The 20,492-nt window shown below is 41.3% G+C and carries 14 protein-coding genes; 1 reads left to right on the top strand and 13 read right to left on the bottom strand.

Going from position 1 to position 20,492, the window contains the following annotated elements:
* Window positions 1–109 precede the first annotated feature (109 nt).
* The 5 genes from FXV77_RS05930 to FXV77_RS05910 form a co-directional block, all read right to left on the bottom strand.
* Entirely contained in the window at window positions 110–1,318 is a 1,209-nt protein-coding gene (locus FXV77_RS05930) for a FecR family protein (protein WP_148918279.1), read from the bottom strand.
* 108 nt (window positions 1,319–1,426) lie between these two features.
* Complete coding sequence (locus tag FXV77_RS05925) at window positions 1,427–2,035, bottom strand: RNA polymerase sigma factor (RefSeq protein WP_148918278.1); 609 nt, start codon at window positions 2,033–2,035, stop codon at window positions 1,427–1,429.
* 402 nt (window positions 2,036–2,437) lie between these two features.
* Window positions 2,438–3,910, bottom strand: coding sequence for a RagB/SusD family nutrient uptake outer membrane protein (locus tag FXV77_RS05920; RefSeq protein WP_148918277.1), 1,473 nt, complete (start codon window positions 3,908–3,910; stop codon window positions 2,438–2,440).
* A gap of 2 nt (window positions 3,911–3,912) precedes the next feature.
* Window positions 3,913–7,236 (bottom strand): SusC/RagA family TonB-linked outer membrane protein, encoded by a 3,324-nt coding sequence (locus FXV77_RS05915; protein ID WP_222867717.1) that lies wholly within the window; start codon window positions 7,234–7,236, stop codon window positions 3,913–3,915.
* Window positions 7,237–7,428: 192 nt separating this feature from the next.
* Window positions 7,429–8,613, bottom strand: a complete 1,185-nt coding sequence (locus FXV77_RS05910) for a FecR family protein (protein ID WP_148918276.1) — start codon at window positions 8,611–8,613, stop codon at window positions 7,429–7,431.
* Between the two features lie 319 nt (window positions 8,614–8,932).
* Here FXV77_RS05910 and FXV77_RS05905 point away from each other — a divergent pair, with 319 nt between their 5' ends.
* Entirely contained in the window at window positions 8,933–9,124 is a 192-nt protein-coding gene (locus FXV77_RS05905; protein WP_148918275.1) for a hypothetical protein, read from the top strand.
* Window positions 9,125–9,317: 193 nt separating this feature from the next.
* Here the strand turns inward: FXV77_RS05905 and FXV77_RS05900 are convergent, their stop codons facing one another.
* From FXV77_RS05900 to FXV77_RS05865, 8 genes are all read right to left on the bottom strand, one after another.
* Complete coding sequence (locus FXV77_RS05900; RefSeq protein WP_148918274.1) at window positions 9,318–9,881, bottom strand: RNA polymerase sigma-70 factor; 564 nt, start codon at window positions 9,879–9,881, stop codon at window positions 9,318–9,320.
* Window positions 9,882–9,978: 97 nt separating this feature from the next.
* Window positions 9,979–11,925 carry an FG-GAP repeat domain-containing protein gene (locus FXV77_RS05895; protein ID WP_148918273.1) on the bottom strand — a complete coding sequence of 649 codons (1,947 nt, stop codon included), beginning with the start codon at window positions 11,923–11,925 and terminating at the stop codon, window positions 9,979–9,981.
* A gap of 12 nt (window positions 11,926–11,937) precedes the next feature.
* The gene (locus tag FXV77_RS05890; protein ID WP_246162288.1) at window positions 11,938–13,350 is read right to left on the bottom strand and encodes a sialate O-acetylesterase; all 1,413 of its coding nucleotides are present in this window, start codon (window positions 13,348–13,350) and stop codon (window positions 11,938–11,940) included.
* Between the two features lie 9 nt (window positions 13,351–13,359).
* Window positions 13,360–15,126, bottom strand: coding sequence for a sialidase family protein (locus FXV77_RS05885; protein ID WP_148918272.1), 1,767 nt, complete (start codon window positions 15,124–15,126; stop codon window positions 13,360–13,362).
* 12 nt (window positions 15,127–15,138) lie between these two features.
* On the bottom strand, window positions 15,139–16,938 hold the full coding sequence (locus FXV77_RS05880) for a sialidase family protein (protein ID WP_148918271.1): 1,800 nt from the start codon (window positions 16,936–16,938) through the stop codon (window positions 15,139–15,141).
* Window positions 16,939–16,953: 15 nt separating this feature from the next.
* Complete coding sequence (locus FXV77_RS05875; RefSeq protein ID WP_148918270.1) at window positions 16,954–17,940, bottom strand: DUF5017 domain-containing protein; 987 nt, start codon at window positions 17,938–17,940, stop codon at window positions 16,954–16,956.
* Between the two features lie 12 nt (window positions 17,941–17,952).
* Complete coding sequence (locus FXV77_RS05870) at window positions 17,953–18,882, bottom strand: DUF5017 domain-containing protein (protein ID WP_187444023.1); 930 nt, start codon at window positions 18,880–18,882, stop codon at window positions 17,953–17,955.
* A 2-nt stretch (window positions 18,883–18,884) separates the two neighbouring features.
* Window positions 18,885–20,486, bottom strand: a complete 1,602-nt coding sequence (locus FXV77_RS05865) for a RagB/SusD family nutrient uptake outer membrane protein (protein ID WP_148918268.1) — start codon at window positions 20,484–20,486, stop codon at window positions 18,885–18,887.
* Between the last annotated feature and the right edge of the window lie 6 nt (window positions 20,487–20,492).

Genomic DNA, 20,492 nt, shown 5'->3' with positions numbered 1-20,492 from the left:
ATGCTGACAGGCAATGGCAGCGGTTTAATTTGATCGAACTTTTTTTCCTTCTCGGCGGCAACCGAGAAGGATTTTTCATTCATAGCACTTTGTCTTTTTACATAGATTTTTATTTTGATTGTTTGACCATTATCTTATTTTCCTGTATATCAAAGTATATGCCGCCGGCACTCTCCAAAATATCGAGGAGTAGCGTTAATGAATCTTTTCGAGACACCATACCGGTCAGCTTCACGGGAGAAATGTTATCGACATATTCAACTTCGACATTATACCACCGTTCGATCTGCCGCATAATATGCGAGAGCTCGGATTGATCGAAAAGGAATATACCGTTTTTCCAGGCGACGATAGATTCTAAATCAACCGCATGAACACGAATAGCATCTATGTCTCGTGTTATTTCCGCCTGCTGTCCCGGACTTAGGCGCAGGGTTTCTTCTTTTCGTTTAACATTAACGGAGCCTGTCAACAACGTAATTTGGCTATTATGCTCGTCGGGATAGGCCATCACGTTAAAAGAGGTTCCCAGAACTTCCACTTCACTTTCAGCGGTTTGTACGGAAAAAGGCTTGGAAGAATCGTGTGCGACTTCAAAATACGCCTCTCCCGAAAGTTTTACCTTACGGCTATTTTTGGAAAAATGGCTTGGAAATTCCAGCGAAGAGGATGCATTCAGCCAAACCTTGGTGCCGTCTGCGAGTATAATTTGGTACTGCCCACCTCTCGGTGTGCTAATGGTATTTATCTGCGCTTCGACATGGCGAGTGGTCGTCGTGGATTCATCAACTTGATATACCACCAGTCCCTCCGAAGTGTTCGATACCGTGACGCCGAACTCTTTCAGGATTTGATCTTGTTTAGCCTCGTCTAGGACTACTTGTTTGCCGTTAAATAAGGTAAGCACCGCTTTATCGGTACCGGGAAGCGGATATTCTGCAGTGGATTCTGCGACCATTTCCTTTGGTGACGTGTTCATATAACGGTAGGACAAAACGGTGATTAAGGTCACAAGAAGAGTCGCTGCTGCCACCTGTGTCCATCGTCCGGCGAACAGTTGTCTATATAACGGTTTCTTTTTCTTTACCTCAATTTTTTCATTTATCTGATCGAAAAGATGGGATAGGTGCTGTCGCTGTGCGGCTATTTCTTCCACACCTATGCCTTTATCCAGTTCTTCTAGAATCATTGCTTTCAGTACCTCCTCATTTTCATCTATATCAAAATAATGATAGAGACGACTCATCTCCTCGGGAGTACAACGGTTCTGAAGGAATCTTTGAAACAGATGTATGATGGTATGTGGTTTCTTTTCCAATCTTTTTTTCTTTCTTTTCTCCTATTACGTTTGAAAAGAAACTTTCATCTGCTCTATAGCATTTTATTTTTTCAGAGAGGAATTGACAAGAAGTATGTGTTTTTTTGCTTAGAAAATAAAGAAACACAAAAGCAGGATATAATACCGCGTGTGTAGTAAGTATTCCTTTAGTGTTTTGGATGCTTTAACAATATGATCATTGATAGTCGAGGTGGAAACTCCCAATATTTTGCTCACTTGATCATAGGTGAGTCCTTCCAGTTTACATAATTGGTAAATCTCTCTTCTTCTGGGCGGAAGCTTTTCAACAGCATTTTCCAATACGGTCTTATCTTCTTTTTGCCCAAGCCATTTTTCAATAGGGGATTCGCTGTTTTCCAACTCTTCGCGGTGCCGTGAGGTAGCGGAAGCCAATGCCCGCTGTCTTGCTTCTTTTCGGAAGTTATCAAAAACAGCATTTTGCGCAATTTGATAAATAAAAGATTTGAAGGATCGGTCCGTATCTATGACAAAACGGTTTTCCCAGATTTTGACGAACACCACCTGTAAGATATCGTCAGCGACATCGCTAGATTTGGTCATTCGCTGTATATTTCCGTATAGTTTACCACTATACCTATCATACAATTCCCGAAACGCATATTGGTCGCTCTGCTTTACTAAGTCTATTAAGGCGTTCTCGGGTAAATCAACATACGATCCGGTATTTTTCTTCATTAGAATAAACTATTTATGAGTAGGCTCCAAGCCATGCATCATCGCTTCGCAAACTTAAAATTCCAATATTACTTCTTTATTAAGAAAAAGTAATTTATATTGAATTAAACTGACTGTTTTTTCTACAGAATAGAATAACGGATATCCCTCTCATGATTGTTTAGATTTATATGTATAGCTTCCACCATCCTCTGCCATTAAAGGCTATTTTATAGAGGAAAAATAAGGAACATAAGATCCTTGGCTGAGTTAAATATAGGACATTTGTCGGCAAAGTTCATCAGAAAACTTATCAGAAATGTCCAATATATTGTCATCTAATGAGGGCAATATATTGGACATTTCTATTTGCAAGACATAGAATTAGCCGATAATAGCTATATAGGCGATTACTCTATTTCATTAAAAATTATCATTCTGTTCAATCGCCGAATCTGAATCGATCACCACCTGTGGAATAGGAAATACGACATGATGTGGTCGTGCATTCTTCCCTCTTCTCACCGCATCGGAAATGAATTTTCCATGCCTAATCATATCCATTCTTCGATGCCCTTCATTATAAAACTCATGCCCCCTTTCTAACAGGATCCGGTCTCTCATCGCATCCTGACTCGCCACATCACTACTTTCCAGATCATCAAGCCCAGCACGCTGCCTGACTAAGTTAACGTACTGCAAAGCTTCTTGACTCGGAAATTGAAGTTCGTTTAACGCTTCCGCACGCGAAAGGTAGATATCTGCCAAGCGAATTTCTGGAATGTCGTTGCCATGAGCCGCCCCAATATGATTCTCATCCGGCCAATATTTGAATGATCGAATGTTATCATTACCCGCCAGCAGAATCTCTTGATCGGAATTATTAATATACTTCGTAATCATCAGATTCTTGCGTTTATCTGCATTTTCAAAGGTGTTATAGAATTCGTCATAAATCCGAAACTCGTTTGGCCAATTTAACCAAGTGCTTCGAAAGGCCAAACCTATCTCCGGGGCCGACTTAAAATTATCGGGGAATGACACATTGCTCCAACTATTTGCCGTAGCTCTGTCTGCCGAAGGCACTGCTGGTCTCACCCAGATATATTCATTATTCTTTTCGCTCTCCACCTTAAAGAGATCCTGATACGTCTCATGAAGGGAGTAATTAAAAGATTCCAAAAATTCAGCTGTCCAGTCATCAGCCTTCTGCCATTGCTTGGTATTCAGGTAAAATTTGATTAGGAACCCCATTGCTGCAGCTTTATGAGCACGGTATCGTTCGGGCTCGTTACCCGGATTAGGCAATGATTCTATAGCACTCAACAATTCCCTTTCCATAAATTCTTTGATTTCATCTTCGGATGCCTTTGCCAAACTTAACTCTTGCGTAGTAGACGTTCTCAACGGCACCGGTCCAAAGAAAAAGTAGAGCTTATAATAGGAAATTGCCCGTAAGAATTTAGCCTCCGCTTCATACAACACTCTATCCTCCGCCGATAAATCAGAGCCTTCTAAGCTTTCCAGAACAATATTCGCATTCCGGATACATTGATAAGGTGAATCCCAGTTCTGAATCAGAAAATCCATCGTTGGATCCCAGTTAAAATCCCGATGGTTTTTTATGGTTGCCTCCACATTATCGCCGCTCTGGTAGAGAATATCTGTAGAGAATTCTTGTGGTCCTAATACATAAATAGAATTATTGCTATTCATATTAGCTGCTTTTGCATATCCTTCATACAATACCGACGTTAGTCCCTCTTTTGTTTTTAGGTAATTTGTTGGAGAAAGCTGAGAAAACACCTCTTCTTCCAGAAAACCTGAACAGGAAGAGAAGCATATTGCAGCGGATAGAATAGCGATAAAATAACTTTTTCTTATATTCCTTTTCATAACTATAGACTTAAATTGACACCAAACATAAACGTACGAGCAGTAGGATAAGCGTTCCAATCAATACGAGCACCACTACCATTTGGATTTATTGACGGATCGTAGCCTGTATATTTTGTAATCATAGCGAGATTCTGTCCGACCAAAAAGAGATTTACCCCTTTCACATATCTCGTATTTGTTAGCGAAAACGTGTATCCAAGCTTCACTGTATTTAGACGGATAAAACTAGCATCCTCTACCGTATAAGAGTTCACTTCTTTCTTTCCTTGTCCGTTCGGGTTAACAAAAGAAGGATATACGGTCGAAGGGTTATCTTCCGTCCACCTATTCAGCATAGGTTCCGCCAATCTATTCCTTTTGAGGTTAGCCGGAAAATACGTATCAACTAAGTTATTGTTCAACATATCTACGCCGAACACACCATCCATAAAAATATTCAAGTTAAAGTTCTTATAATCGATATTATTCGTTAGGGAGGCGGTATATTTTGGAAAAGAATTTCCCAGTACGACACGATCGTCTGCATTCACAACACCATCGCCATTGATATCCCGATATTTGAAATCACCTGCAGCAACCGGATCGTTCGTTACCGAAAAATCGTCTGTAGCTTGCCATATGCCATCGATTTGGTAGCCAAAAAAAGAATACATGGGCAATCCCACCTCGATTACGGAAATATTAGACACGCCACCTGCAGCCCCGGAGTAAATAATTGTATTGGAACCGAGGTCTCTTACCTCATTCTTCAACCAAGCAAAATTCAAGGTACTTTCCCATAATACGGCTCCTGTTGTATTCTGCGAATTCAGCATCAGTTCTACGCCCTTATTTCTCACTGCACCGACATTCGTCATCATGGTCGAAAACCCGGTTGTCCGCGGTACCGCCAAGTTCAACAACATATCTTTGGTATCTTTGTAAAACCAATCGATACTGCCCGATATACGGTTTTGTAAGAATCCGAAATCCAATCCAAAATTCAGCTGTTCTGACGTTTCCCATTTCAAATCCGGATTCGCTATCCGGCTAGGTGTTGTTGTACTGACCTGAATTTCTCCAATAACAGCCTTTTGTCCTGTAGCATAAGTCGACATCGACTGATAGTTACCGATTTCCTGATTTCCGGTTCGCCCCCAGCTACTTCTCAGCTTAAGTGTATTAAAAACATCCATATTTTGGATAAACTCCTCTTGATCCAGTTTCCAACCAAATGCAAACGATGGGAAAACACCAAATCGATTATTTTCTCCAAATCGAGAGGAACCGTCAATCCGTAAAGAAGCCGTCAGTAAGTATTTATCCATTAAATTATAATTGGCTCTACCTAAGTAAGACAACAGGCTATTTCTAGTTCGGGAACTACCGACGATAAATTTAGTCGGATCGGCTAACCCCATGTTATCGGTTTTGGTCGCATCAGAAGAAAATCCACTTCCTTGGGAAGAAGACGAAAGATAGTTAAACTGTTGACCCGTAACACCTAGGATTACATTCAAATCGTGTATATCCATTTTCTTTTTATAACCTACCGTAAACTCACTCAGGTAACTGGTACGCGAACCTTCTAAAATACTGGCAATACCTTCATTAGATCGCCCTTCTATCGTCTGTCTATCGACGTATGTATCCCTTCTTTGATTCGAAATATCAGCACCGATATTCAATTTTGCAGTAAAATCATTCAAAAAATTAATCTCCCCATAAACGGTTCCAAGCGTTCTATACAAATTAGACTGAGAGGTCTTACCATTTGCGATAGCCAATGGGTTATCAATATTCATATCAGGAGAGAGCGTATATATGCCGTTGGCATCGTACACAGGAAGAGTGGGATTATACGCAATTGCCGCATAGATAATACCGGCTCGCTCATTTAAATCCATACCGTTCGCCACATAATTATCCTTTATATAAGAGCTTGTCATGTTGGCTCCAAATTTAAAATTGGAACCTGTATGCTCTAAATTTAACCGAGCACTATAGCGTTTGTTATCTGAATTGATCAACAAACCATCTTGATCATAATAGTTTAGTGAGGTATGGTATTTCGTACGCTCATTGCCTCCTGAAAACGATAAGTTATGGTTCTGAACCGGTGCATTTTTATGATACATCAACCCTAGCCAATCTGTAGAATGCTCGGTATTTTCAACTCGTTGATCGGGTGTGCCACCTCCTGCATCAATAATCCCGTTAATAACATCACGATATTGCCCGGTATTTAGGATGTCTATGTCGCGTTGTACATTCTGAATACCATAATAAACATCATAATCTACTTTTAGGCCGTCTGATTTTCCACGTTTGGTCGTAATCAACACCACACCGTTCGCTCCTCGAGATCCGTAAATAGCTGTTGCCGAAGCATCTTTCAGAACTTCAATAGAAGCAATATCATTGGGATTAATCGCATTTAACGGATTTCTGGCTGATCGCATCCCTGTAAAGTTAGCTCCGGTACCGTTTACAGTCACGGAGTTATCAATAGGGAATCCATCGACAACATATAGTGGAGAATTGCCTGCGTTGATGGAACCCGTCCCTCTGACGTTCACCGAAATTCCTCCTCCCGGCTCACCGCTGCTTTGCACAACCTGAACACCAGCTACCTTGCCTGCTAATAGTTGTTCTGGCGAGGTGTTTACCCCTTTATTGAAATCTTTCTCTCCTAAACTGCTGACAGCTCCTGTAATATCACTTCGTCGAGCGGTACCATATCCGATGACCACCACATCATCGATAGCTTCCTCCATAGGTTGCAACACCACATCTACATGCTCCCGATTTCGGACTGGTTGCAGTTGTGTCGTATAACCAACAAAAGAATAAGAAAGCGTATCCCCCGGGCTGACAGCTATATTGTAATTCCCTTGCGTATCCGTAACGGTACTGGTCGATTTATTTCGCACTCCGATACTGACACCTTGCATTGGTTGGTTGTCAGGGGTGCGTACAGTACCGGAGACACTATGTTGCTGCACCTCTTTTGCTTCTACCCTCCGCTTCTCCGTTTTCGCTCTCGGCACCTCCTTAATGAACACCGTCTTATGCTCCTCATTAAGCACCATATCAACGGCGATTCCGGCAAAACACTTTTCAATGGCTTCTTTTAATGCGACATCCCGTAGGTCAACAGAAACCGTACGGATTTTCTTAGACAAGTTGGCATCTGCCACAAAGTTATAGCCGGTCTGTTTAGAGAACTCGTAAAACACCGTGTTAAGGGGTGCTTTCGTAACTTTCATACTCACTTTCTGTGCAAATGTCATTGCATTTGCCTGAAAGAAAGTCACTATCAGAAGAATAAAACTAAGCTTCATAATGATTAGTTTTTTTAGAAAACAATGAGATAGACCGCATTGCCATACGGTAGTTTTTTTATACATTTGAATTAGGATTTTTTGACGTTATTGACTCTTTGTTGATTAATCCTTTCTAAGCATTTGCTAGTATGGGAACAGGAGTGCTCGCAACACTTCTGTTCTTCATATGAAGGTTCATTTTTAGATTTACTACAGGTTCTTTCTGTGAACGATGATCCTCCTTTCCCCGTTTTTATCTATAATCTCAAATTGAAGGCTGTTCGCCATTTCCAATGTCTTTAATAAATGCTTTACATCCCGCGTCCGCAGATAGTTCCCTTGAAACGCAACATCGGTCATATTCCCCATGTATTCCACCTCGAAACCGTACCACCTAGCAAGCTTCTTCATAATGTCTTTTATATTTTCATTATTAAAAATAAAATACCCTTCTTTCCAAGCCTTCAAATCGGCCACATCAAACTCTTCTACCTTCAGTTGTGCTGTATGCAGACCATTAATTGCCTTTTGACCGGGCTTTAAGAGCACTTCTGCGTCCGTTCCTGTTATAGATACTTTTACCGATCCTTCTATCAACGCTGTTTCCATCGTCTCATCATCCTCGTAAGCATTCACATTAAACTGCGTACCGAGCACTTCCACCTCTTGATTCCCTGCCTTTACGATAAAGGGTATTTTAGTGGAACGGGATAAATGGGGTCTTTTTGATGATGAATAAGCTGGAACAATTTCAAAATGGGCCTGTCCAACGAGCTCCACCCGCCTTTCTTTTTCTGAAAAACGCACGGGATAGCGTAGTTTCGAAGCAGCGCTTAAAAAAACATGACTACCATCGGGCAATACAATCTTATATTGATTTCCTTTAGGCGTTTCAATGGTATTATAAGCAACTTCCGTTGGCCTCTCTCCCTTCCCATTATCGGTGATAGTGTAAACAAGTTGTCCATCAGCAGTTTGGCTTATACTGAAATTATCGTCAGCAACAATTTCTCCAGTATTACCCTCTGCTATCGTAACTTTCTTACCATTAGCTAATGTCAGGATAACGGAATTGGTTTCGGGCAACAAATTATTAGACATAAACTGCTCCTGTTCCCACTTGCTCTTTGAATTCATAAAAAACCAGCCTATTCCTATAAACAACAGTAAACATGCTGCGACAGAGATAGGCAACTTAAATTTTATAATTTTCTTTTCCCGTAAGGAATGCTGGAGTTTTTCCAAACCCAGTCTGTGCTCTTCAACCAAATCTGCAGGTTTCAGATCAGATGGGGGTGTTTTATATTTCAGATACCAGCTCTCCACAATCGCTTTTTCTTCCGGTGTGGCTGTACCCAAATTATACTTCTCTATTAGTTCTTCCGCTCGTTTCATTAAAGTTTATTCCTGGTTAAAACTATTGCTGTTTATAAGTAAGACACGGAAGTAAGGGGGAGGGGGTATAAGGTGTGTAAGATAACTTCAAACGCCTTTTTATCAAACGCTTTATATAAGCCCACTACAACACCGGGAGAGCATGCAATTGAAACGATTGCTTTAGTCGACGCTGGTAAAGATCATTCTCTCTGCTTACATGTGTCCTGTCTGATATAGCAGGATCAATGGCTCAACGCACACCACTTTTGACCCATTGCGCTATACCATAGTGGCATATGAATAGAACAACGCCGTAACGATACACACCAACAAGTTTATGGACATCACCAATGATACGGATTACATCAGCGATGACCCGATGCACCTGTGCTGTCGTCCAGCTGTCATTACCCGTAACTCAGTGTACCAGTCCAATGAACCAAAACACATCACCTCCAGCATATTGGTAAATACATTTGATTCGTTGTTGATGCACAATGAGCCGTTGTTGATGCACAACGGTAAGTAAATACTCACCGCAAAATATCCTTTTATCTATCGGAAACGCCGTTTTTTAAACAAAAATAAAGACAAGGGGGCTAATCGGGTCACAACTATCCGGTATTGGCGGAAAAGTTGACCCAAATAGCCCCCCTTTTAAAAAGAACCTCTCCCTATATTTGAGGCGCTAATTCATTTTTTATAATAAAGATATGGAGTATTTAAAAAAACAACATAAAAATATTTGTTCCTAATTTCACTCTTAATATTCGAAGGGCATTTCTAACTTGTGTGCGGACAGTTTGTGGGCTTATGTCCAATTCGGCAGCTATTTCCTTATGGGATTTCTCCTGAAACCGACTCATTTCAAAAATCAAGCGCATCTGCGGAGGGAGCGACGCCACTTCTTGCTCTATCAGATGAATCAATTCCTTTTCTCGTATCTTTTCCTCCACAAGATCCTGTCCTGAGTCCATAAAATCTTGTAAAGATTGCATATATACATCTTGGACTTTCTTATTTCGAAAAACGTTGAGCACCCGACTTCGAACAGCGGTATACAAATAAGCCGATAAACTGGAGGTAATGGTTAACGTTTCTCGATTCTTCCAAAGATAGATAAACAGTTCATGTACGATATCCCGTACCTCCTCCCTATCTGGCAATCTACGATATGCATGGCTGTATAACACCCCGTGATATCTGTTGTAGATTTGTTCTAACGCCGATTGATCGCCGGTTTTCAGCAAATCAAAAAGTTCCTTATCTGTAATCGATGTATTCAATAGAACATAAGTTTATAACAGGATTAAATGTATCCGTTTTCTAAGAAGATTAAAAATTTATTTTTTTCTAAAGTTGCTAAAGTTCGTTTCTTGTGTGCTAATACGATAGATTTTCTCGATTATAAAATATAATCCGACCTGTTTCTACACCGATCACTAAATTGTGATGATTTCCACCAATATTCCCTACCGACGGTGTACACGAATGCCCGCCGAGCGATATATTTACCCCGTTATGTTTCAATACTTTAGGAAAATCATATGCTGGTTTTTCATTTGTTCCAACGTTTTTTAGAAACAAAACGGTTGATCCTCTTTTGGGCTTCATATTTATTGGTAAGCTGCGAGAAGACGTATCCGGAATGGATTGTTTACCGTATGTGCCGATCAATAAGTCATGAACGCCGTCTTCGTCCCAATCCACAATTTCTATTTTACCGCGACCAACCGTCCCTCCACCAAACTTATTTCCCCGGATAGGCTTATCTGCTATCATTAATTTTCCTCCATCTGCTACGTTGTAAGTATCCAGCTGCCAATAGAGATGTAATTCATCGTCTCTGTCAAAAATAATATAAGCTACTTTATCGCCAAATCTCGCTACACCCGGTTTTACACGCCAAGTACCATATAAATCCATTCCTTCCAAATACAATGGCTTCTCGAATGCCAGAATAGGTTTATCTGCCGTTCCAATATTCTTGTAAAACATAAACTTACCCCGACTGTCACCCGTCAGTATGTCAAGCTTACCATCACCGTCCCAGTCAAACACCGTAGGACTGACGTATCCCCATCTTGCCTCACCAGGCCCTTGTATATCTTCCCGATATCCAGGTTGGATATGAATAATTTCATTATTTGCCTTTAAATATGCAGGATCTCCATATCTCGGATTTTCATTTGTACCCTCGTTTTGAAAATAAAAAATAAACCCCATGGAATTTCCAACAATTAAATCAAGGGCACCATCGTTGTTCCAATCGACTACCTGTGGATTGACCAACGAACCGGCATACAAATCGGGGTTTAATTGCAAAAGATGTTGCGGTTTACCAAATACCAAATTCCCTTTATCGTTAATTTTATTCTGGCTGGCATAGTAATAGATTCCTCCTTCACCTACGGTGAAGATTCCTTGATGGGTATCGTCGTATTTAAAATATCCTACATAAGCATGTACATTGGGGTTGCGCTGAATAATATTATCCGGATCCACCACGTATCTTTTGACATCCAGCTTATTCGTTTTACGGTTCCATTCGTACCCTTGGATATTTCCCAAACGTGTGCCGCTGACAATGTAAAATTTATCTTCGATCTCTGTTCCGACAAAACCCTCAAATGCATAATAGACCTGATCCAATGATGTAAACTGTTCTATCTTTACTTCCTTATCTTCGATCTGGTTCATCACACCTGCCAAAACACCCATTCTAGGGATTTCATAGGGCCAAAAACCTTCTGCATTGTAGGCTATTTTGTGTGGATGTGGTGCGCCATTAGAAAATATACCTTCTTCCCTTCTACCGGCAAGAAAGAGCAATCTTTTATCCGGTAATTCGACTATCCCAAAATCAGAAAACCCCGCACCGACCACATTAATTTCACCTTTTGGTGTGAATGTCATGGAAGATTTATCAAATTCGGCATAACGAATGGTTTTACCATACTTCCAAAAGCCATATATTATTCCATTGCTATGCTGAAATACAACACCTCTCTCTTTGTTTTTACCATCATAAGGGGCATCTATTTCCAACGGATTCTCATAAACAGGGATTCCATCGTCCGAGAATTTCTTGAAAGCATAATAATAAATAACACCCAAACTCCCGTTCGTCCCTTGTAAAAAGAGGTCGATAGGTCTTTCACTCTGTACAGCCGCTAGCCCCATGAGATACCCATTATAAAAAGGAAGAGACATCCTGCCATACCCTTTTTTATCTTCGTTTCGGATGGGTAGGCCACTTTCGAGGAAAGACGTTTGAGAACGGACGCCAAAAGAAATTAAAAAACAAAAAAGTAGAACAATTTTTGACATGACTTTATGTATTTAAATTTCTATACGAAACGGTGCAACGGGCAATCCTTTTTTATTAAACAGATTTCCTATAGCAACATCTGAAAAAGAAAACGTAACAGATCTTGGTTTTTCAACCGTAGCATTTGAAATAATCAACTTGTTTCCTTCGATTTTTGCGTCCGCGACTTTGTAGACATTGTCTTCTCCCGCGATGAACAGCTCTTTAATCGTGTTCCCCTTCACCATCAATCCATTCTCAACGTAATCAAACTCCACAATTACCTCGTTACCTCTGACCGTATGCGACCGATATACAGGAGATTTATAATCTTGCTTCTTTTTCCCGTAAACCTCCACTAGTGCTATATCCGCTAAACGATTCGCCACTTCTCTTTTATAGGGCGGATGAATATTTTTTACATCGGGAACTAAATCAGATACCACAACCATACCTGTTTTTGGCTGTTTCAAGAGTATCGCCTGTTGTTCTCTTAGCAATGCTGCTTTTTGCTCAACATTGGTCGATTGCTTATAGGGATGTGGAGCAATTTGCACATAGTAAAACGGGAACTCCTGCCCCCATTCTTCCCTCCAAGAATCCACCAACACATTCATCAACTTACCGTAATTCTGATAGTTGCTAACATTCGCCTCTCCTTGGTACCAACAGAATCCGGCAATATTAAACCCTTTCAATGGATTTAACATACTATTCCAAGAGGCCCCTATGGTCGTGGGTCGCGAACGGTGAGGAAGATAGGTTTGCGCATCGGCAAGCAGAACTGGATCAGATTCTACCGCTTCTTTAGGTATCCATACCTCTGCATTCGTTCCGCCTATATTGGCACTGATGATTCCAATGGGAACATCCAGTTCTTCGTTTAATTTTTGAGCCAAAAAGTAGCCGATTGCGCTAAATTCTTGCAACCGTTCGTTGGAAGCTTTTTCCCAGGTATTGATAAAGTTCTCTTGAGGTGTGTCCGATCCTGTCCGATTCACATGCAATAGCCTAATATTATTATTTGTAGGTTTAGTAAGCTCATCCAACATTTCTTGGTGTTTATTTTGGGCACCCCATTCCATATTTGATTGCCCGGAACAAAGCCAAACCTCACCAATTAAAATATCTTTCAGCGAAGTCGTCATCCGCCGATTTACGAATTTGATTTCGTAAGGACCTCCGGCTTCGGGTGTTTTCAACGTAGCCGACCATCGGGCATTTCCGTCACAAGTTACCTTAACGGTATCCTTGGACCAACCGGGTAAAATCCAGAGTTGATTTCCTCTTCCTCCCCAACCCCATATTTTAACCTCCGCATTCCGCTGAAGTACCATGTGATCCGAAAATATAGATGGTAGGGCAACCTGACCAACAGCTTGATTAAAAGCTGTGAATAGGATCGCTACCAATAAAAAAGCTGTATTGATTTGTTTGCGCATCATTTATTTAATTTATAGTTTTCTTCCTCCAAACTGTATAGCATGATTAAACTTTAGATAAGCAGGTGTATTTTTCATATTAATTACGTGGCATCGTATCGTCACACCCGTGTTCCCTTGTATATTATTTAACATCCGATATACCTGCAAAAACAAAGCAGGTTCCGGCGCGCTTTCATCGGGCCCGTTTTCCACGGGAATATAGTAATTCGTAATCGGAAAGAATTTTTTTCCATCTATGCTATACTCCCATTTTAACTTGACATCGTTACCATCTGTAACTGGCGTATATCCTAACGTTTCCAATGAAAAGTTCTTCCTTTTAGCACTCAATAGCTTGATATCAAAGTATCTTTCCCATTTCAGTGTCTGCGTAAAGTTTCGGGCCACTCTCTTGGGATCAACAATGTCAAATGTCCCTGGAGACGACTGCTTTAATCCTTTTCCTACGTGAATGCTGAAATCAAAATCCTCATGTACAAAATTAGCTTCAGATAGCTGGCCTACGGGAACATCAATCAGTTGAGGGTGTTCCGTATATTTTTTTAAATCCTCCGGTTCTTCCTCGGCAGAGCTGTTCCTAAAATCTTCCACCCGATGAAATGTAATCATATTGGCATCATGATAACGAAAGCCATACCAAGATGTGCGGCTTGCAAAAATAATATCCCTATCATCGAAAACCCAATCAATATATTGAAAACCAAACGTATCCCATGTCCGTAGATGAGCGCCTTCATTGTATCGTAATATTTTTTTCCTTATTTCCCAATGATGTAAATCTTTGGAACTCATCAATATCAAGACATTTCGTTGATGCCAGTTACCATTATAGGTTTCTTCGGTATCCTTGAACGACGAAATTTTATTCGTAATTGTCCAATATTGCTTTGAGACAGAATCGTATCGGATAGTAAATTTTGTTTCTGCTCCCGGAAAATGGACAAAGTTACGACGCTCGTTTCTAAACTCCATTTTCACGTTTTTGTCGTCAATGTCGATAATCGCCGCAATCTCATTCCGCGTTTTGCCTTCGGCAGCTCCTTCTATTTCATATTCAACCCCCTTCCCTGTCCATGTTTCCAATCGCATAAAATCGACTAGCTTGCCGTCCGGTGTTACAACCAAGTTACCTTCCAACCAATTTGGGCGTTTCGCATTCAACCACTTTTCTTCAAAACGGATGCTATTTGTTCGCTTCCAACTGGAAGCTTTTAATAAATCGGCATCTTCATCTGCGGCGATGGCCAAAGCATGAAAATCTCTTCTGTTTTCGGGATCGAAGGCCTCTTCGTAGGCTCTCCAAATTTTTCCTCGGTGCTTTACGATAGGTACTGGTCCTGTATGGAATAACCCTTGCGCTAAGATCCCCGTATGTTCATCAACAGGTACAGACCATGTTTTACCATTATCCCGCGATTTGTAAATAACAATATCGCCCCAGCCTTTTGTTGTTCCCATGAGATAAACATCGCCTTTATGTTCAAATATATTGGCCCAGATTAAAGGAGAAACCTTAGAAAGCTGTTTCCACGTCTTTCCTTTATTTTTAGATACATGAATACTTGTCCCTCGATCAAAATCATGGGAAATCAAATAGTTTCCATTTGATAATATAACAATCCCGGGAGAGGCAACTTTCTTTTTGATCGGTTCATCCTTGGATTCAAAGACTACCGTACCTGGAAAAGGATTGGAAATCTGTCCAAAACTCAAACCAACATACAGTATATTGCATGCAACCAATAACAAACCAAGTACTGCGTTTTTTATTTTCATTAAAATCCTCTTTTATAAACCTCTACCGCCAAAAGTAATCTCATTATCAAATTGCATATAATGTGTGGGGGTGCTGTTTCCTCGCACAATTACACAACGCAATACCGCACCGGTATCGGCGGGGATATTATTTAGCGCTGTATATATGGGTAGGTACAATGGGGCTGCTAGATTCAGATGTGTCCCATTATCAACAAATACGGTATAGTTGGTTATCGGCAGAAAGGTGCTACCATCTGTACTGTACAACCATTTCAGCCGAAAATTTCGCGTATTGGCGGTAGTCGTAAAATCAATCGTTTCCAACGAAAAGTTTTCTACGCTATCGCTTGTTATAGCGATATCGAAGTAACGATTGGCTGCCACTGCTGCTGCTTCATCCATGGACACAGGACCTCCGTCTGCTAAGGTTATTTTACCATCCGTGATGTCAATCCCGTCCCCTACAGAGATAGCAACATCAAACCCCTCGTATTCCCCGTTCCCATCAGTAAGATCAGCTACAGGTAAATTAAAGAGTGTAGGGTGTTGCGTATATTGTATTAAATCATCCGGTACTTGACCGCTCGTATTTCGGAAGTTCTCTATCCGGTGAAAAGTAATCATGTTCGCGTCGTGAAACCGATGTCCGTACCAAGAGGTGCGGCTTACAAAGACAATATCGGTCCCATCAAACTGCCAATCCACATACTGAAAACCGAAAGCATCCCATGTTTTCAATGGAGCACCCTCGTTCCATCGAAGTACTTTTTGCTTAATTTCCCAGTTCACCAAATCACTTGATTGCATGAGAACCAAAACATTCCGCTGGTGTGTACTCAAATCGTGCGTCCCCGTGGTATTAATAAACGTACTTATTTTATTTGTGATGGTCCAATACTGCTGGGATATAGAATCGTAACGGATGGTAAATTTGCTTTCGGCACCGGGAAAATGGATGTAATTACGGGGTTCGTTGTTGAATTCCGCGGTCATGCTTACCGTATCGATATCCAGAAATGCGGCAATCTCATGCCGCGGCTTACCACTGGCCGGTCCCTCAATCTCGTAGTCTATACCGGCGCCCGGCCACGTCTCCAAACGCATAAAATTGATCAAATTCCCTTCCGGTGTAACAACAATATTTCCCTCTAACCAATTAGGTCGTTTGGCATTTATCCATTCGTGCTCGAAAAAGACACTATTCGTACACTGCCAACTGGATGCCTTTAACAGATCTGCATCCCCATCCGCACACACCGCAAAGGCGTAGAAATCCCGATTGTCTGCTGAATCAAAAATTTCTTCGTAAGCCCGCCATATTTTTCCGTTGTGCTTTACCACCGGAACAGGTGCAGTATGAAACATCCCTTCAAATAACAGCCCATTATTCTCATCGGTAGGCGTAGACCAAGTCTGACCCTCATCTGTAGATTTGTAAATGGCTATATCCCCTCTACCGCCTTTCGATGTCCCCATAAGGTACACATCTTCCTTATGCTCAAACAGTGTCGCAAAGTTAGACGGAGATACCCGGGACTGAAGCTCCCAAGTCGACCCGTTGTTTTTGGAAATATAAATATCCGTTCCGCCATGATAAAAGCAAGAAACCAGGTAATTCCCATTTGGCAAGACCAGGATACTGGGGGATTGAGCCGTATAGGCATTGAGCGGATCTGTCACCTCATAAACCACCTTCCCTGGAAAGGGATTGATTGATTCGATAAAACTTGTATTTTCGTCGGCTACGTCCTGTTGGTTGATAATTTGTTTCTGACAGCTAGAAAGAAGGCTGACAGACCACAAGGCAATGATAAAATAATACTTTTTCATAACGATCTCCTATTGTTATTCTTCAATTTTAACAGTTAGCTTTTTGATAATTTCTGGTTGATCCCCAGCGTCAAGATAAGCGCCTATGAAGACAACCTCATATTCTCCAGGTTTATCATAAACGAATGTATGGTTCGACCAGGTGTTATCATTCATGGGTAATAGAACCGTAGGTTTATCCTTTCCGGCATTAAATTGAGGCAATTCCAAAGGAACGCTGACAGCATACCCCTCCTTGTAGGTACCAGATAAATTATTAAAAATACCATTCCATAAAAGCTGCGTTGAACTGACACTCGGTAAATTACTCCCCTGACTAGCTGCTGCATCATTCAGCAGCCATTGAAAGCCTGTTGCCACTTGTGTGTACAACGTAGAAGACAAACTAGGATTGTCTTCCACAACACCTCTTAAAGTGAAATTCTGAACACGAAATTGTGTCCGCTGTGAGGCCGCATCGGTCGTACAATGCCATGCAAAATAAATTGGTGTGTCTGAGGAAAAAGTATCGCTGATATTAACTTCTCCCGAGAAGGTATTTATCAATCCGGCTTCTTCAGGTAGAGGGCTTAATTCAAATCGATCCGTAATAGGCTTCCAGTTGACCGATTTTACATTTTCATATGTATAGTTCCCATCAAATTCATCCGAATAATACAGTGTTGCACAATCGGGATTATTCCCTGCAGATTTTGCCGACTCAAAGCTAAGCATCGGCATAACATCATAGAAACGATCCTGATCATGGTAATCATAGGCATTCCCAAATGTTCCAGCATAAAAACTAACCATATGCGCATTTCCGGCTAAGATGAATACTACGGTATCCCCTACTTTAAAGGTAGCACCTTGTTCTATTTCCGCCTGGAAGTCTAGCGGTTCCCGTTCTATATGCTCCGATCCATCGTCGTCTACGGGCTTAATATCCTCCGCCTTTTCATTACACGAAATGATTATGCCGCAAAAACACAACAATAAGAAGTACTTCATAACATGTTTCATAGCTGTCGTTTTTTATTCTTCAATGGTTAGCTTTATTTTCCTAACAATCTCTTCCCGTCCTTTGAAATTGACATTGTATGCCACAAACGCCACCTCATATTCACCTGCTTTATCAAAAGCGTAGAAGTATTCCGTCATATTCACATTCTGTATGCTCTTGATAACGGTATGTGCATCAAAACCCAAGTTCATCTGTTCGGGAACAGTCACCGCTGCACTGACAGCATATCCCTCTTTGTGAGGACCAGATAAATTGTTGAATGTACCCGTCCATAAAATCCGGGAAGTATTGATATTCGGGAGAGTAGGATCCTCACTAGCTTCAGGATTTAGAGACCAGTCAAAACCCAACTGTGCTTGTGAATACAGCACGCCTGATATTTCCGGATCTACAGTCGATACGCCGGTTATATTGAAGTCGGACACTTGGAATTGCGTCCTTTGTGAAGCTTCATTCGTCTTGCAGTACCAAGCAAAATACACCGGCTTTCCATCTTCAAATAAGTCGGAGACATCAACTGTACCGGATGCTGAGAATGTGGCCGAAGTGCCCACAATAGGGGGAATATTGAAACGGTCAGAAATATTAATCCAGTTTGTTACCTTTACATTCTCATAATCATAGTTCCCGTTAAACTCAGTCGTGTAAAGCAATTCCGCACAGTCCTCATTATTTCCGGCATACTTCGCTGATCTAAAACTTAATGTCGGTGTGAGATCGTAAACACGTTCTTGATCGTGATAAGCGTAATCATTACCCATCGTGCCTGAATAAAAATTGATCATGTCGGGGTCTCCCTCGATTTGGAATCGTATCATATCGCCCACCCTATACACCTGCTGATCAGTCCGGACGTCAAAGACCGGTGCCTCGACTTCATAAAGATCCTGACACGATGCCATTATCAATGCTACGCTTATGATTATCAAATACCTTTTCATAGTTACCATCCTTGATTTTGAACTAATTTTTTATTAACGCCTAATTCATATGCCGGAATAGGCCACCACTGATCCTTACGTTCGACACTTCTAAAATACCTCCTCGCCCGGACGTAATAGGACGAAGTAAATGTTTGCGGTGTCTCCGCCTCTCTGGTGAGCATATTGTCATAAAACACCCCCCATCGAACGATATCATTCTTTCGCAGCATTTCAAAACACAACTCCCGAGGTCTTTCATCCCTTACTTCCCGCTGGAAAGCTTCGTAGCTTCTATCGGTGAAGTCGGTAGCAGGACTTGCAATTGTTGGATCCAAGCCAAGTCCTCGTCTTCTCACCATATTGAGGTATTCCACGGCGTTGTCATCCGCACCGTTGAAGTATTCGTTATATGCTTCTGCATACATCAATAGCACATCGGAGTACCGCAATAAAGGAAAGTTTTGAGGTGTTTGGGATTGTAATTTGGGCGTTACCGTTTCATACTCCCTTCTAAATTTTCCGCAGAACCTTTGATATTTTGAATCCGTGGGAACCCAGTAGGTAATAGTAGCCACACCATTGGTATTTACATAATAGAAGGGAGCTACGTTCCACTCCTGCCTTAAGTCGCTGGACACATACAATCCATGCAGATAGTCCGTAGAGCGCAATACGCCTATAGAGAGGCCGATAACATCATCTATGACTGGATTTCGAATGCCATTATTTCTACCCACCATACCGGCTGTTGGATAAACGGCAGTACCATCACTATGGAATTCTACTTCAAAAATACTTTCCCGGATATCATATTTATCCTGTGCATAATTGATGAAAATCTGTTCGTATGAAGAGTTTAAAGCATGAAAATCTTCATTGATCACCCGACCGGCATACACCATCGCGTCCTGATATCGCTCCCGCTCATTGTAGGGGTAACCTGCCAAGTAAAGATTGACTCGCGCAAGCATCCCCCATACCGCTGACTTGGAAACCCGTCCTCCTGTACTTACCTCCGCTGCAGGTCGCACTAAATCCGCTGCTTGCTCCATATCGCGGACAATTTGTGCGTACACCTCCCTGCCCGTAGCGCGTTCTTGTTGTAACGCTTCTGCACGCGCGCTTTGTATAGGTTTTAATATTAATGGAACCCCTTGAAACCGGGTAACGAGCATAAAATAATAGTAGCCTCTTAGGAATAGGGTTTGGCCCTTTATATCGTTACGTTTTACTTGATCAATTGCAATTTCGTCGTTATCAATATTAGCCAACAATGTATTCGCCCTGTTGATGCCGGTATAACATGCCCGCCAATAATTTAGGATCTTGGTGTCTGTTGCTTCCGTATTATAATCTCCCACGGAGTTTTCATCCGAGCTATAATCCTCGTAGGCTTCATCCGCTTCCAGTCCCATCCTGCCCAGCATATTATTTCCATATAAATAGCTGTCAGCTAAGTTGGCGTACACACCATTGAGCGCATAATTAAGTTCCGACTCTGTCGTATAATAACCTTCCGCAAGCATCTCATATCCTGACGGCTCCAAATCCAATAGTTTGCTACAGGAGGTCGTTGACATTAAAAATACACTTAGACCGATATATTTTATCTTTTTTAACATAGTATA

This window comes from Sphingobacterium phlebotomi, assembly GCF_008180195.1.
Lineage (GTDB): Bacteria > Bacteroidota > Bacteroidia > Sphingobacteriales > Sphingobacteriaceae > Sphingobacterium > Sphingobacterium phlebotomi.
The sequence above is the reverse complement of the archived record's forward strand: the minus strand, read 5'-3'. Positions and strand labels throughout refer to the sequence as shown.